Origin of the sequence: Streptomyces platensis (genome assembly GCF_008704855.1) — a bacterium.
Classification (GTDB): domain Bacteria; phylum Actinomycetota; class Actinomycetes; order Streptomycetales; family Streptomycetaceae; genus Streptomyces; species Streptomyces platensis.
This window is the reverse complement of record NZ_CP023691.1, coordinates 7887519-7902845: the sequence shown is the minus strand read 5'-3', so window position 1 is coordinate 7902845 and position 15327 is coordinate 7887519. Positions and strand designations below refer to the sequence as shown.

Genomic DNA, 15327 nt, shown 5'->3' with positions numbered 1-15327 from the left:
GACACGACTCAGCTCCCGTCGTCCCCGGAGCTGCCTCGGCCATGCAAAGGGCATGCTTCATGGTGGCACCGGGGCGGGCGGAATGCCCGGCTCATCCCGTCACCGCGACCGCTCCTCCGCCTCCTGCCGTATGGCCGCGATGAGCAGATCGAGGGTCGGCTCGACGGCCGAGCCCCCCATGAGCAGCAGCTGCTCCCGTACGCGGTGCAGGCTGGGGTACTCGTCCGCGGGCAGGTTGCCGTACCCGTCCTGCCAGGCCTGCTCGTCCGCCGCGCGCTGCGCGGGGGCCAGCCGCAGGACGCCGGCGTCCACGGCCGCATGACCGAGGGCGGTGTCCACGAGGGTGTGGTAGTGCCGGACGGCGGTGGCGTCGTCGAAGCCGGCCTGGAGCAGCAGACCGATGCCCGTGTCGACGGCGCGCTGCTCATGAGGCCGGCCGGTGACCCGCACGGTGCTGAACACCGCGATCTGCGGGTGCCGGAGCGCGGAACGGTACGCCCGCAGTGCGAGGTCGCGCAGATCGGCGGCCCAGTCGCCGCCGGGGACGAAGTCGGCCATGGACTCGCCGATGAGCCGGTCGGCCAGCGCCAGCAGCAGATCCTCGGTGTTGCGGAAGTAGCGGTAGACGGCGGAGGGATCGGCTCCCAGCGCCGCGCCGAGTTTGCGCACGGTGAAGGCCTGCGCCCCCTGGGCGTCGATGAGTTCACATGCCGCGTCGATGATGAGGTCGGCCGACAGGACCACGCCTGAGCTGGTCGGCCGGCGCCGCTTGCGCTCGACCGGGACGCGCTCGCTCTCCGCCACGCCGTACCCCTCCGCTTCGCTCCGCCCCGGCCCCCGGTCCGTTCTCGGAGCCAGTTAATCACCAGGTTACGTCAACACCGTTGACACAAGAATCAACGGCCTGTTTCATCGGCGGACATACACGGACCACCGCGGTGCCACATCCCGCACCACCCCCTTCCGTACGACGCGGCCCGGCCCCGATCCCGGGCCCGGCCCGCGCCGCCCTGCTCCGCCACACCCCGCCCGCACCTCCCCGTTCCTCCAGGTCCGGCCGAGACCGGCCCGGCCCGCCCGTCCAAGGAGTGAGTGCCATGCCTTCCGCAGTGCAGCAGGACCCCGGCCCACCGAGCATGCGCCGCTCACTGGGCGTGAAGGACGGGGTGGCGATCGCCGCGTCGAGCACCGCCGCGACCACCAGCATCGGCATCGGAATGGGCACCCTGGCCGCGTCTGCCGGCCGGCAGACGCCCGCTCTGTTGCTGCTGGCCTTCGTGCCCATCCTCGGTATCGCCCTCTCGTACGCCCGGCTCAACCGCAGCGAGCCGAACTGCGGCAGCGGCTACACCTGGGTGGGCCGGACCATCGGCCCGTGGCCCGGATTCCTGACCGGCTGGGTGGTGCTGGTCGGCAACGTGATCTTCATGGCGTACACCGGGGCGGTGACCGGCTCGGTCGTGCTCCAGTTCCTCAACAAGCTGGGCCTGTACAGCGTGTGGGGGCTCCGGCTGGACCCGGCCTCGACCGGCATCAGCACCGCCGTGGGCCTGCTCGCGCTGGTCGTCGTCACCATCACCGCCATCACGGGCGTGCGGGCCGCGACCCGGCTCCAGATGGGGCTGCTGATCTTCGAGTACGCGGTCCTGCTGATCTTCTGCGGCTATGCGCTGGTCATCGGCGACCAGCCGTTCTCGCTGTCCTGGCTCAACCCCTTCGAGATCGGCTCACTGCAAGCCGTGGCCCAGGGGATGGTGCTGGCGGTGTTCTTCTACTGGGGCTGGGACGCCGCGTTCAGCGTCAACGAGGAGACCCGCAACTCCTCCGACGCGGCCCGCGGCGGACTGATCGCGCTGGTGGTGATGATGGGTCTGTTCCTCATCGGCGCGCTCGCGTTCCAGCGGGTGATGAGCACCGGGGAACTCCTGCACAACGGACCGCAGGCGCTCACCTTCCTCGGCGGCGCCCTGGCCCCGGAGCCCTGGGCCTCGCTGCCCCTGGCCGCCCTGATGTGCTCCGCCTTCGCCTCGCTCCAGTCGAGCGTCATCCCCACCGCCCGCGGCACGCTGGCCATGGCCCGCGACCGGACGCTGGGCCCGGTGTGGCAGCGTGTGCACCCGCGCTACGGCTCCCCCGCCGTGGGCACCCTGCTGATCATGGCGATCGCCGCACTGCTCGCCGTGCTCGCGGTCGGCATCCCCAAGCTCAACGACATGATCCTGACGGCCGTCAACTCGATCGGTCTGACCGTGGCCCTCTACTACGGACTCACCGCGCTCGCCTGTGCGGTGCGCTTCCGGGACAGCCTGCGCGCCGGAGTCGTGCGCGCGCTCCGGGACGTGGTCGTTCCGGCGGTGAGCGCGCTGACCCTGTTCGGGCTCGGCCTGTACCTCGTCTGGGACTACGCCACCATGAGCGACCACTTCGAACTGAGCCCGGACAACGGCTGGTTCATGCTGCTGCTCCCGGTCCTGTTCATCCTGGCCGGTCTGGCGACCGCCGCCTGGGCCAAGTGGGTACGCCGCGCCCCGTACTTCCGCACCGGCCAGGGCACGGACGCCGATGCGATCACCCTGCCGATGGACGGGGACGGCGGCCCGCTCCCGAACCCCGTGGAGGGCTGACCACGCCCGATCCGATCCCTTCGCCCCATCCCACCGAGCCCTTGCATCCACCCCACTCCCCACACCACTGGAGCAGCCACCCCATGGACCTCAGCACCACCCCGGACGCCCGCACCCCCGACTCCGCCGCCGGCGGCCCCGCGGACCTCGTCTTCCTCTCCGGTCCCGTGCACACCGTCGACTCCGCGCGCACGCGGGCGAGCACCGTGGCGGTGCGCGGCGACCGCATCCTCGCCGTCGGACACGAGGAGGAGGTCCGCCCGCTGATCGGGCCCGCCACGGAGATCGTCGATCTGCACGGCAAGCTGCTGATCCCCGGTTTCCAGGACGCGCATGTCCATCCGGTCGGCGGCGGGCGGGAGTTGGCGCTGTGCGATCTGAGCGCGGCGGTCACGGCCGACGCGTACCGGGAACTGATCAGCGCGTACGCGGCGGCGCATCCGGAGGTCGCCTGGATCACCGGCGGCGGCTGGTCCATGGAGGCGTTCCCCGGCGGCACACCGACCCGCGAGTTCCTGGACGCGCTGGTCCCCGACCGCCCGGTGTTCCTGGTCAATCGCGACCACCACGGCGGCTGGGCCAACTCCTGTGCCCTGGAGCGGGCCGGGCTCACCGACCGTACGCCGGACCCGGCCGACGGGCGGATCGAGCGGGACGCCGACGGCCGGCCGACCGGCATGCTCCAGGAAGGCGCCATGCAGCTGGTGGCCGACCTGATCCCGGAACCGACGCTCGCCGAGCAGACCGAGGGCCTGCTCCGCGCCCAGCGCCTCCTCCACGCGTACGGCGTCACCGCATGGCAGGACGCGATGCTGGGCTACGCCCCGGGTATGCCCGACGCCACCCCCGCCTATGTGGCCGCCCGGCGCGACGGGAAGCTCACCGCACGGGTGACCGGGGCGCTGTGGTGGGACCGGGCCCGCGGGGCGGAGCAGATCCCCGAACTCATCGCGCGGCGCGCCGAGTTGACGGCGGGTCGGCTGCGGGCGACCAGTGTCAAGATCATGCAGGACGGCATCGCCGAGAACCACACGGCCGCCATGCTCACCCCCTACCTCACCGCATGCGGCTGTGCCTCCGACAACAGCGGCATCTCCTTCATCGACCCCGAGGCGCTGCGGAGCTACGTCACCCAGCTGGACGCGGAAGGCTTCCAGGTGCACTTCCACGCCCTGGGTGACCGGGCCGTGCGCGAGGCGCTGGACGCCGTCGAGGCGGCCCGGCGGACGAACGGGCTGCGCGACACCCGGCCGCACCTGGCCCACCTCCAGGTCGTGCACCCCGAGGACATTCCGCGCTTCCGCCGGCTCGGGGCGACCGCGAACATCCAGGCGCTGTGGGCGGCCCACGAGCCGCAGATGGACGAGCTGACCATCCCCTTCCTGGGGTCCGAGCGCGCCGCCTGGCAGTACCCGTTCGGTGATCTGCTGCGGTCGGGCGCCACCCTGGCGGCGGGCAGCGACTGGCCGGTCAGCTCCCCCGACCCGATCGCCGCACTGCATGTCGCGGTCAACCGCCGTGCGCCGGAGGACCCGCCGTCGGCGCCGGTCTTCCTGCCCGAGCAGCGCATCGACCTGGGTGCGGCGCTCGCCGCGTACACGGCCGGCAGCGCCTACGCCAACCACCTCGACGAGACCGGCACCATCCAGCCGGGGAAGCTCGCCGACCTGGTGGTGCTCGACCGCGACCCGTTCGACGGCGCCGACGAGGACATCGCCTCGACCCGGGTGCTGCAGACCTTCGTCGGGGGAGAGCGGGTGTACGCGGCCGATGACGCCTGAGGGCGACGCATAGCGGGCTCGCCCGTCGGCGCGTAAGGCAGGACCGCGTCCGACGGGCCCGGCCCTCCCCCTTCCGCAGGCTCGGGGACGGGCCGGGGCGCCGCACCGCCGGGCGCGTCAGCCACGCCCCGCCCGTGCCCGTGCCTCCAGTGCCGTCCGCCACCCCGGAACCGTCACCCGCTCCCCCGGTTCGGCGGACGGGGCGGCGCGTCGCCGGCCCCCGTTGGCGAAGAAGTCCGCCAGCGGCAGGGTCGCCGCGCCGACCGTGACGGCGTCGGGGCCGAGGGTGCCGAGGCCGATGGTGACCCGGCCGGCGGGGTGCGCCAGCGCGTAGGCGGTGGCATGGGCGCGGACGGCCGGGAGGAGGTGCGGGCCGAGCTGGAGGCCGGCCCAGCCGCCGATGAGGACCCGTTCGGGGCTGAAGAGGTTGATCAGGTCGGAGATGCCCGCGCCGAGGTACTCCGCGGTCTCGTCCAGGACGGCGCGCGCGACCGGGTCGGCGGCCGGACCGCCCTCCGGTGGGTGGGCGGCGGCGACCAGGGCCGCGAGCGCCGTCTCCTCGTCGGCGTCCGCGGGCGGTTGGCCGCCCGCTTCCTGCCAGCGCTCCAGTAGCGCCTCGGATCCGGTGTACGCCTCCAGACAGCCGCGGGCGCCGCAGCGGCACCGCCGGCCGCGGACGCTGACCGTCAGATGACCCCATTCCCCGGCGCTGTCGCGTGCTCCGCCGTCGATGACGCCGTCGGTGACGAGACAGGCGCCGACGCCGGAGCCGAAGAGCACGATGGCCGCGTTCCGGGCGCCGCGGCCGCCGCCGAACCACATCTCGGCCTGCCCGAGGGCCTTGGCGCCGTTGCTGAGGAAGAAGCCCACACCGGGCGGGAGTTCGACGCTGCGGTGCAGCAGCTCCTCCAGCGGGACGGCGTCCCAGCCGATGGTCTGACCGTGCACGACCGCGCCGCCGGACCGGCTCCGGTCGAGGATGCCGGGGACGCCGACGCCGACACCGAGCAGCCGGGCGGGCGACGCCCCGCTCTCCCGCAGCACGCTCGCGATGCCGTCGGCGACATGGCGGACGACCAGGTCCACGTCGTAGCCGTGATGCCGCAACGGGAGCTCCGCGCGGGCCAGTTCGCCCATCGCGAGATCGAAGAGCTCGACCCTGACCCGGGTCTCGCCCACGTCCACCCCGATCAGACAGCCGCTCCCCGGGGCGACCCGTAGCAGGGTGCGGGGCCGCCCGCCGTCGGACCCGACCACACCGGCCTCCTCCAGCAGTCCGTCCTCGGTGAGTTCGGCGACCACATTGCTGACGGAGCCTGAACTGAGGCCCGTTGCGGGTCCGAGTTCCTGCCGGCTCATCGGACCGTCGGCATACAGCCGTTGCAGCACCGCGGTGCGATTGGCCCTGCGCAGGTCACGCACGGTGCGTTGGGTGCGTTCGGCCATCTGGTTCCCCTCCCGGCCGGCCGGTGCCGGTTTTCGCTCTCTTGACGCGCCCTTCCCCCGGGCTTTAACTCACACCCTAAGTTAAGCCATGAGGCTGTTCAGGAACGGAACATGGCCGGCCTTCGGACTCCTCAGAGAGAGGCGTATCCGTCATGCGCATACTCCGAGCCGCGACCGTCACCGCCACCGTTACCGCACTCGCCGCCGTGGCGGCCGGCTGCGGCGGCGGGTCGGGCTTCGGCGGTGGTGGCAGTGACGACTCCCCCACGTCGCTGACGTATTGGGCGTCCAATCAGGGGCCGAACGTCGAGGCGGACAAGAAGATCCTCGGACCCGAGCTGAAGAAGTTCGAGCAGCGGACCGGGATCAAGGTCGAGCTGGAGGTCATCCCCTGGCCCGAGCTGCTCAACCGGATCCTGGCCGCCACCACGTCCGGCCAGGGCCCCGATGTGCTCAACATCGGCAACACCTGGTCCGCTTCACTCCAGGCCACCGGTGCGCTGCTCTCCTGGGACCGGAAGAACTTCGCGGCGATCGGCGGACGCGACCGGTTCCTGGCGCCGGCCCTGGAGGCGACGGGCGCGGCGGGCAAGGACCCGGCCGCGGTGCCGCTGTACTCGCTGGCCTACGCGCTCTACTACAACAAGCGGATGTTCCAGGAGGCGGGGATCAGCAAACCCCCGGCCACCTGGGACGAGTTGGTCGCGGACGGCAAGCGGATCTCCAGGGACGGCAAGTGGGGCCTGGGTGCCGAGGGCGGTCAGCTGACCAACAACATCCACCAGGCCTTCGCCCTCGGCAAGCAGCACGGCGCGGACTTCTTCGACTCCGCCGGGCGACCCACCTTCACCTCGGACGGCGCGGTCGCGGCGGTCAAGCAGTACATCGACTTCATGGCCAAGGACAAGATCATCGCCCCGGGCAACGCGGAGTACGGGCAGAACCAGTCGCTCAGGGACTTCGCCACCGGCCGGACCGCGATGGTGCTGTGGCAGGCCGCGGCCACCACCTTCAGCGCCGACGGAATGCAGCCCGGCGACTGGGGCGTCGCGCCGGTCCCCGTCCCGTCCGGCACACCCGGCACCGGCCGGCAGATCAACTCCATGCTCGCGGGCATCAATATCGCCGTCTTCAAGAACACCCGCAATCTCCGGGGCGCGCAGAAGTTCGTGCGGTTCATGACGAGCGACACCGAACAGCGGCTGCTCAACAAGGCCTACGGCTCCATCCCGCCCGTCAAGGCCGCCCAGCGGGACCCGGCCTTCAGCCGCAAGGACACCAAGGTGCTGCGCGAAACGCTCACCAGGAGCGCCGCGCCGCTGCCCCAGATCGCCGGGGAGTCCCAGTTCGAGACGTCCGTCGGCACCGCCATCAAGGACCTGTTCGCCGACGCGGCCGCCGGCCACCCGGTGACCACCGCCTCGGTCAAGGCGCGGCTGGCCAAGGCCCAGCAGCAGATGGCGCAATGAGGGGCCGCACCCGGCTGCGCCGCGTCGGCCTGCCGTATCTCCTGCTGCTTCCCGCGCTGCTCCTGGAGCTGCTGGTCCACCTCGTCCCGATGGTCATCGGCATCGTGATGAGCTTCAAGGAACTGACCCAGCTCCAGATCGCCCACTGGGGCGCGGCCCCCTGGAAGGCGCTGGGCAACTACCGCGTCACCGTGGACTTCGACGCCCCGGCCGGCGCCACACTGCTGCACTCGTTCGCCGTCACCTGCGCGTTCAGCGTGCTGACGGTGGGCCTGTGCTGGGTCCTCGGCACCGCGGCCGCGATCTTCCTTCAGGAGAACTTCCGGGGCCGCGGCCTGCTGCGGGCCCTCTTCCTCACGCCGTACGCCCTGCCGGTCTACGCCGCGGTCATCACCTGGGCCTTCCTCTTCCAGCGGGACAACGGCCTGGTCAATCACGTACTGCACGATCAACTGGGGCTGACCGGCGACCGGCCCTTCTGGCTGCTCGGCGACAACAGCTTCGTCGCGCTGCTCGTGGTCTCCGTATGGAAGACCTGGCCGTTCGCGTTCCTGGTGGTGATGGCCGCGCTCCAGAGCATTCCGAAGGACCTCTACGAGGCGGCGGCGCTCGACGGCGCGGGCATCGTCCGGCAGATCCGGCGGATCACCCTGCCGTCCTTACGACCCATCAACCAGGTGCTGCTGCTGGTGCTCTTCCTGTGGAGCTTCAACGACTTCAACACGCCGTATGTGCTGTTCGGCAAGGCCGCCCCGGAGGCCGCTGACCTGCTCTCCATCCACATCTACCAGTCCTCCTTCGTCACCTGGAACTTCGGTACCGGCTCGGCCATGTCCGTGCTCCTGCTGCTCTTCCTGCTGGTGGTGACGGCCGGCTACCTCCTTGCCACCTCGCGCGGAAGGAAGTCCGCCGATGTCTAGCCCCGTTGCCCGCGCGTCCCGCCCCGGCCGCCGCAGGCGCTCCCCCACCGCTCCGCCCCGCACCTTCCGCTGGACCCGACGGATCTTCCTCACCGCACTGACCGGCTTCGTCCTGCTTCCCGTGTATGTGATGCTCAGCAGCTCGCTCAAGCCCCTGGAGGACGTCTCGGGCGCCTTCCGCTGGCTGCCGAGCGAGCTGACCGTCCGTCCCTACCTCGACATCTGGCACACGGTGCCGCTGGCCCGGTACTTCCTCAACTCGCTGATCGTGGCCGGCTCGGCCACCGTCTGCTCGGTGCTCGTCGCGGTCTTCGCCGCCTACGCGGTGAGCCGCTACCACTTCCGCGGGAAGCGGATCTTCACCGTCACGGTGCTGTCCACGCAGATGTTCCCGGGCATCCTCTTCCTGCTGCCGCTCTTCCTGCTCTACGTCAACATCGGGAACACCACCGGTGTCGCCCTCTACGGCTCCCGCGGCGGGCTGGTACTGACCTATCTGACGTTCTCGCTGCCGTTCTCCATCTGGATGCTGACCGGCTACTTCGCCTCGGTGCCCCGCGAGCTGGACGAGGCCGCGTACGTGGACGGCTGCGGTCCGCTCGGTGCGCTCTTCCGCGTCGTGGTGCCGGCCGCGCTGCCGGGGATCATCGCGGTCGCCGTGTACGCCTTCATGACCGCGTGGGGCGAGGTGCTCTTCGCCTCCGTCATGACCAACGACACCACCCGCACCCTCTCGGTCGGCCTCCAGGGCTACGCCACCCAGAACGACGTGTACTGGAACCAGGTGATGGCCGCTTCCCTGGTCGTCAGCGTCCCGGTGGTCGCCGGATTCCTGCTGCTCCAGCGCAATCTGGTGGCCGGGCTCACCGCCGGAGCCGTCAAATGACCCCTGTCGAAAGGACCTCCGTGAGCGACCCGATCGACTTCGCCGCCCTGCCGGACGACTTCACCTGGGGCGTGGCCACGTCGGCGTACCAAATCGAGGGAGCGGTCGCCGAGGACGGCCGCGGCCCGTCCATCTGGGACACCTATGCCCACACCCCGGGCATGATCGACAACGGCGACACCGGCGACCGGGCCTGCGACCACTACCACCGCTGGCGCGCGGACATCGGCCTGATGCGTCAACTGGGCGTCGGCGGCTACCGGTTCTCGATCGCCTGGCCGCGCATCCGGCCGGAAGGGGACGGCCCCGTCAACGCCGCGGGCCTGGCCTTCTACGACCGGCTGGTCGACGGGCTCCTCGAAGCGGGCATCGCCCCCTTCGTCACCCTCTACCACTGGGATCTGCCGCAGGCCCTCCAGGACCGCGGCGGCTGGCCCGTGCGGGAGACCGCCGAGCACTTCGCGGCCTATGCCGCCGTGGTCGCCGGGAAGCTCGGCGACCGCGTCTCCCACTGGGCCACGCTCAACGAGCCGCTGTGCTCGGCCTGGATCGGCCATCTCGAAGGCCGGATGGCGCCCGGCCACACGGATCTCACCGCCGCGGTCCGCGCCTCGTACCACCTGCTGCTCGGGCACGGTCTGGCCGTCCAGGCGATCCGGTCCGCGGCGCCGGACGCCCGGGTCGGCCTCGTCAACAACCTCAGCACGGTCGAGCCCGCCAGCGGGTCCGAGGCGGATGCCGCGGCGGCCCGGCGGATGGACGGGCACACCAACCGCTGGTGGCTCGATCCGGTGCACGGCCGCGGCTTCCCCGACGACATGCGCGAGGTGTACGGCGTGCCGCTGCCGGAACGCGCCGGTGACCCGGAGACCCTCGCCCAGCCGCTGGACTGGCTGGGGCTGAACTACTACTCCCCGGCCGTGGTCGCCGCCGATCCGGACGGCCCGCCCCCGTTCGCCCGCCCGGTGCGCCGGCCGCAGGTCCCCCGTACGGGCATGGACTGGGAAATCGACGCGGACGGCATCGAGACCCTGCTGCTGCGGCTGACGCACGAATACGGGGCACGCACGCTCCATGTCACCGAGAACGGCTCCGCCTACCCGGACGTAATCCGCCCCGACGGCACCGTCGCCGACCCCGAGCGCACCGACTATCTGCACCGGCATGTGGCGGCCTGCGCCCGCGCGGCCCGTAAGGGTGCCCCGCTCGCCGGATATTTCGCCTGGTCACTGATGGACAACTTCGAATGGGCCTACGGCTACGACAAGCGCTTCGGCCTGTTCCATGTCGACCGGGCGACCCAGGTCCGCACCCTCAAGGACAGCGGCCGGCACTACGCCGGGCTGATCCGCGGCCATGCGCGCCGCGGCACCCCGGGCACCTCCTGAGCCCCCCTTCCCGGCGGACCGGCCCCCCGCACCCCCGCCGGGGCCGGCCCGCCGGGCAGCACGCCGCTACTCGATGACCAGCTCGACCTCGATGTTGCCGCGGGTGGCCTTGGAGTACGGGCAGAACTGGTGCGTCGCCTCGACCAGCTGCCGGCCGGTCTCGCCCGCGAGGCTCTCCGGCAGCTCCACCCGCATGACGACGCCCAGACCGAAGCCGGTGTCGTCCTTGCCGATGGAGACCTCGGCGGTGACCGAGACGTCCTTGGTGTCGATCTTCATCTGCCGGCCGACATTGCTCATCGCGCTGGCGAAGCAGGCCGCGTATCCGGCGGCGAAGAGCTGCTCCGGGTTGGTGCCGGCGCCGTTGCCACCGAGCTCGGGAGGCATGGCCAGGGCCAGGTCGATCCGGCCGTCGGAGCTGACGGCCCGGCCCTCACGGCCATTGGCGGTGGCGACAGCGGTGTACAGCGCGTCCATCACGGTTCCCCTTCGGTAGCGCAGCGGCCGTTCCCCGGCCGCCCGATGTCCCTCACCGTCGCACAGATCTAAATTGCGCGCAACTTAGTTGCGCACAACTAAATGACCCGGCGGGCTAACCTGGGTCCATGACCCCTGCGACCAGGCCCCCGGTACCCGACGCCGAACTGCTCCGCCTCGACCACCAGGTCTGCTTCTCCCTGCACGCCGCCTCGCGCGCCTTCGGCGGCGTCTACCGGGACGCCCTCAAGGGCCTGGGCCTGACCTACCCCCAGTACCTGGTCATGCTGGTCCTGTGGGAACACGGCTCCCAGCCGGTCAAAACCATCGGCGAACAGCTCCGGCTGGACTCCGGAACCCTCTCCCCGCTGCTCAAACGCCTGGAGGCGGCCGGACTGGTCCGCCGCGAACGGAGCACCGAGGACGAGCGCTCGGTCACCATCCACCTCACCCCGGCCGGCGACGAGCTGCGCGAACAGGCCCTGCCGGTCCCCCGCAGGATGCTGGCCGCGACCGGCCTCACGATCGAGGAACTGCGCACGCTCCAGAGCCTGTTGGGCCGGGTGACAAGCGCCCTCGACGAGGCCTGACCCCGGACGGTTCACGAGTCCGCCGCCCTTCGCCCCGTACCTCCCGGCGGTCCGCGGCGTTACGTACGTAGGTGCTTTCCGCGGTGTCCGCAAGGCGAGGTGCGGACACGTTGTCCACCCCGGTCGCTCATCACCCCATTGAGCTACCAAGGTTGGGGAGTCATCGGGACAAAGGCGTATAAAGGGTGGTCAAACCAGCCGGAGCCGCCGGTGATATCCCGCCCACGACGCGGTTGGCAGCATCGCCTACGACAAGCGGAGGAGCGCCACGTGAACGCGGCAGAAGTTGTCAACACCTTGCTGGTCCAACGATTCGGGGTTTCCCCCGCCGACATCACCGACGAGACTCCGCTGCGCAGCCTGCGACTGGACTCCCTGGCCCTGGAGGAGCTCCGCGTCCTCATCGAGGAGCGGCTGGACATCGACCTCGACGAGGTGTCGCTGACCCCGCGGAACACCGTGGGCCAGCTGGTGACGGCCGTCGACGGCAACGTTCCGGCATGACGGCCCGCCAGGAGCCGTTCTCCGCGGCCGTGACAGGACTGGGACTGGTGACCGCGGCGGGCGTGGGGGCGAAGGCCACCTGGCACACCGTCACCCAGGAAACCGTGCCCGGCGGCGTGAGCCACCAGGAAGAACTCGCCGATCTGCCCTGCGACTTCATGTACACCATCGCGGATCTGGACACGACCGAGCTGCTCGGTGTGGCCACCCAGCGGCTGATGGACCGCTTCTCGCAGCTCGCGGTGATCGCCGCCCGGGAGGCCGTCGCCGATGCCGGGCTGGACCCGGAGTCCTGGGACAGCGGCCGGGTCGCGGTGGTCATCGGCTCCGCGCACGGCGGGCTGCCGTTCTACGACCAGCAGCATGTCGCGATGGCCGGGCGCGGCGCCCGCCGGGTCTCCCCCAAGCTCGCCCCGCTGACCGTCGTCAACAGTGCCGCGAGCAGCGTCTGCATGGACCTCGGCGCGCAGGGCCCCAGCATGGGCGTGGCGACGGCCTGCTCGTCCGGCACGGTCGCCGTGGGCACCGCACACCAGCTGCTGCGCGCCGGGGTCTGCGATATCGCCATCGCGGGCGGCGCCGAGTCGGTGCTGTCCCGGCTGCTGATCGCCAGCGCCTGCCAGATGAAGGCGGTCTCCACCCGCCGGGACGACCCGGCCACGGCCTGCCGCCCCTTCGACGTGGGCCGGGACGGCTTCGTGGTCGGCGAGGGCGCCGGGCTCCTCGTACTCGAACGGCCCGAGCATGCGAGCGCCCGCCGGGCCCCTGTCCGTGCCCATGTCCGCGGCTACGGCGCGTCGAGTGATGCCTATGCGGCGGTGGCCCCGGACCCCGAGGGCAACGGCATCGAGCGGGCGCTGCGCAGCGCGCTGGCGGACGCGCAGGTGCAGGGCCGGGACGTCGGCCATGTCAACGCGCACGGCACCTCGACGATCGTCAATGACCGCGTCGAGGCCACCGTGCTGCGGCGGGTCCTCGGCGATCACGCGCTGGTCACCTCGACCAAGGGGATGACCGGGCACGCACTGGGCGCCGCCGGCGGGATCGAGACCGCGCTCACCGTGCTCGCCCTGGAACAGCAGCTGGTGCCGCCGACCGCCAACCTCGATGTGCCGGATCCGCGGATCCCGATCGACATCGTCCGCACGGAGGCCCGGCAGGCGGCGTTCGACTGCGCGGTCAAGACGTCGCTCGGCTTCGGCGGGCACAATGCCGCGCTCGTACTGACCCGCTAGGGCCTGTCCGCCACCGCGCGCCCTGTCCGCCGGTGCCCCGAGAAGGAATCTGCCATGTCCGAGGAAATGATCCGTTCTCTGTCGGTGCGCGGGGTGTCCTACTCCTACCGTCGGCTGCGCCAGCCGGAGCGGATCACCGAGCCCGTTCTGGTGCTGGGCGGCGCCCTCCAGGGGATGTACGGCTGGCCTCAGATGGAGGATCACGTGGGGCCGGTGGCGGACGTGGTCACCGCCGATCTGCCGGGCATGGGCAGCGCGGACCCGCTGCCCCCGGGGCCGAGCATCGATGTCGTGTGCGCGGCGGTCGAGCGGATCATCGACGATCTGGAGGTCCCGCGAATCAACCTCTTCGGGTTCTCGTACGGGGCGGGTCTGGCCTACGGGTGCGCCCGGCGGTTCCCCGGGCGGATCGCGCGGCTCGCTCTCGGCGGGGTGCCGGCGCATATCAGCGACGCCCAGGTCGAGCTGTGGCGGCGGGCCTCCGAGCATCTCGCGCGGGGCGACAACGAAGCCTTCGCCACCCTCGTCGCGCAGGGCCTGATGTGCCTCGACGACCGCCGGCACGTGACCCGCCGGAAGCTGGCCTACCGCTATGTCCGGCGCTCGATGCTGCACGCGGCCCGGAGCTCCCAGCACGCGGTCGAGTCGCTGCGCCGCGGAATCTCGGACCGCCCGGACTTCTCCGGCGGGCTGACCGACGTCCCCACCCTCGTCTTCAGCGGCGAGCACGACACGGTGACCTCCCCGGCTCGCCAGCGGGACTTCGCGGCCACCATCTCGGACAGCCGCTTTCTGACGATCCCCGATGCCGATCACTGGGTGGTGCTCGAACGCCCGCAAGAGGTCGCGGACTTGGCGGCCCGGTTCTTCACCGACGGCCCGCTGAGCTCGGCGCCCTGTCTGGCGCCGGTGGTGCGCGAGGAGCCGTCGCCGGCCGATCCGGCCTGTGTGTGAGCCGCGGGACCTCTCAGCTGCGGGAGGCCGGGCTCGCGAAGGTCTGGGCGGCGATCACCGACCCGGCACACCTCGGGCAGTAGTTCCCCTCCGAGGTCACCGTGGAGCTCCGTCCCGGCGGCGCGATGACCTTCGCCATGCCCGGGGTGAGCGATGTCGCCATGACCGGCACGGTCACCGACGCCGAGGAGCCGCGGCTGTTCGCCTTCGATCTCGGGCGCGGGGTGGTCGAGGACACCCCGGACGGGCCGCGGGTCCGTTTCGAGCGTCAGCTCGTACGGTCCACCGAGACCGTCTGGGCCGCGCTGACCTCAGGGGACGAGCCCGCCGCGGGGGCGCCCGCGCCGGCGGGCTTCACCAGCCGGCAGGCGCCGGCCGGGCCCGTCACCGAGGTCGCGGCCCCGGCGGTGCTCGCGTACCGCTGGCACCCGGAGGGCACGGTCCGCTGGGAGCTGGGCCAGGGCACCGGCCACGGCCCCCGGCTCGTCCTCACCCAGACCGGCCCGCAGGGCTTCGACACGGACGCCGCGCTGGACGCGTGGCACGAACGGATCGAGCAGCTCGCCGCGCAGCTGAGGGCGGGCTGAATTCCCGCCTCCCCCTTTACCGCCCCATGCAAGACGCCCCCTATGGGAGTCCCATAGGGGGCGTCTTGCATGGGGCCACTCCTGGGCATCGCCGCCCCCGACACCCGCCGCGGAAATTGCCCCCGCACGGTGTGAGCCAGGCAACTCCGCGGTGCCGTGAAACGGAATGCCGTGCCCTGGCCGCGTGATGCGTGGCACGCGACGTACGTCACGTACGAGCATTCCTAGTCGCGGCTCCACCCCGCGCTTACCGCGATTCGCGGTATTTACAACGGACATTCCGCCCAATCTCACGAAGATAGGTAGTACAAGGCATCTTTGCCACCATCCCGGGCCCGCGCTAACCATGTTTCCCGTTAGCACCGAGAACGAGCCCGCGATCTCAGCCGGAGCGGCGTAACGCGGCAATGACCCTCGGTCCTCACGCGCCAACCGAAGGCCGTTTCCCCCGCCACCAAGCCCTGGA

General features: G+C 71.4%; 14 protein-coding genes. 11 read left to right on the top strand and 3 right to left on the bottom strand.

From position 1 onward, the window contains the following. Positions 1-99: 99 nt before the first annotated feature. A complete protein-coding gene (locus CP981_RS34860) occupies positions 100-804 on the bottom strand; it encodes a TetR/AcrR family transcriptional regulator (RefSeq protein WP_085922205.1) in 705 nt (234 codons plus the stop codon). Between the two features lie 293 nt (positions 805-1097). Between CP981_RS34860 and CP981_RS34855 the strand changes: the two genes are divergently transcribed. Together CP981_RS34855 and CP981_RS34850 are read left to right on the top strand one after the other, a co-directional pair. Then, positions 1098-2624: an APC family permease gene (locus tag CP981_RS34855; protein WP_244329932.1), complete on the top strand. Its 1527-nt coding sequence runs from the start codon at positions 1098-1100 to the stop codon at positions 2622-2624. Between the two features lie 83 nt (positions 2625-2707). Then, a complete protein-coding gene (locus CP981_RS34850; RefSeq protein ID WP_085922206.1) occupies positions 2708-4405 on the top strand; it encodes an amidohydrolase in 1698 nt (565 codons plus the stop codon). A 117-nt stretch (positions 4406-4522) separates the two neighbouring features. On the opposite strand, the gene CP981_RS34845 is transcribed toward CP981_RS34850, so the two are convergent. After that, a complete protein-coding gene (locus tag CP981_RS34845; RefSeq protein WP_085922207.1) occupies positions 4523-5851 on the bottom strand; it encodes an ROK family transcriptional regulator in 1329 nt (442 codons plus the stop codon). 152 nt (positions 5852-6003) lie between these two features. On the opposite strand from CP981_RS34845, the gene CP981_RS34840 reads away from it, so the two are divergent. Genes CP981_RS34840 through CP981_RS34825 form a run of 4 tightly spaced genes read left to right on the top strand, consistent with a single transcriptional unit; the run spans position 6004 to position 10514 of the window. Continuing rightward, positions 6004-7320 carry an ABC transporter substrate-binding protein gene (locus CP981_RS34840; protein ID WP_085922208.1) on the top strand — a complete coding sequence of 439 codons (1317 nt, stop codon included), beginning with the start codon at positions 6004-6006 and terminating at the stop codon, positions 7318-7320. Beyond that, positions 7317-8240, top strand: coding sequence for a carbohydrate ABC transporter permease (locus tag CP981_RS34835; protein ID WP_085922209.1), 924 nt, complete (start codon positions 7317-7319; stop codon positions 8238-8240). The genes CP981_RS34840 and CP981_RS34835 overlap by 4 nt, the downstream gene beginning before the upstream one ends. Then, entirely contained in the window at positions 8233-9126 is an 894-nt protein-coding gene (locus tag CP981_RS34830; RefSeq protein ID WP_085922210.1) for a carbohydrate ABC transporter permease, read from the top strand. Before CP981_RS34835 ends, CP981_RS34830 begins: the two co-directional genes overlap by 8 nt. After that, entirely contained in the window at positions 9123-10514 is a 1392-nt protein-coding gene (locus CP981_RS34825; protein ID WP_085922211.1) for a GH1 family beta-glucosidase, read from the top strand. The genes CP981_RS34830 and CP981_RS34825 overlap by 4 nt, the downstream gene beginning before the upstream one ends. 66 nt (positions 10515-10580) lie before the next feature. Here the strand turns inward: CP981_RS34825 and CP981_RS34820 are convergent, their stop codons facing one another. Next, a complete protein-coding gene (locus CP981_RS34820; RefSeq protein ID WP_085922212.1) occupies positions 10581-10991 on the bottom strand; it encodes an organic hydroperoxide resistance protein in 411 nt (136 codons plus the stop codon). Between the two features lie 128 nt (positions 10992-11119). On the opposite strand from CP981_RS34820, the gene CP981_RS34815 reads away from it, so the two are divergent. From CP981_RS34815 to CP981_RS34795, 5 genes are all read left to right on the top strand, one after another. Continuing rightward, on the top strand, positions 11120-11581 hold the full coding sequence (locus tag CP981_RS34815) for a MarR family winged helix-turn-helix transcriptional regulator (RefSeq protein WP_085922213.1): 462 nt from the start codon (positions 11120-11122) through the stop codon (positions 11579-11581). A gap of 270 nt (positions 11582-11851) precedes the next feature. Further along, positions 11852-12085 (top strand): acyl carrier protein, encoded by a 234-nt coding sequence (locus CP981_RS34810; RefSeq protein WP_042158118.1) that lies wholly within the window; start codon positions 11852-11854, stop codon positions 12083-12085. Further along, the gene (locus CP981_RS34805) at positions 12082-13320 is read left to right on the top strand and encodes a beta-ketoacyl-[acyl-carrier-protein] synthase family protein (RefSeq protein WP_085922214.1); all 1239 of its coding nucleotides are present in this window, start codon (positions 12082-12084) and stop codon (positions 13318-13320) included. The genes CP981_RS34810 and CP981_RS34805 overlap by 4 nt, the downstream gene beginning before the upstream one ends. A 54-nt stretch (positions 13321-13374) precedes the next feature. Next, positions 13375-14274 carry an alpha/beta fold hydrolase gene (locus CP981_RS34800; protein WP_085922215.1) on the top strand — a complete coding sequence of 300 codons (900 nt, stop codon included), beginning with the start codon at positions 13375-13377 and terminating at the stop codon, positions 14272-14274. Between the two features lie 101 nt (positions 14275-14375). Then, positions 14376-14861 (top strand): SRPBCC family protein, encoded by a 486-nt coding sequence (locus CP981_RS34795; protein WP_143658795.1) that lies wholly within the window; start codon positions 14376-14378, stop codon positions 14859-14861. Positions 14862-15327 lie beyond the last annotated feature (466 nt).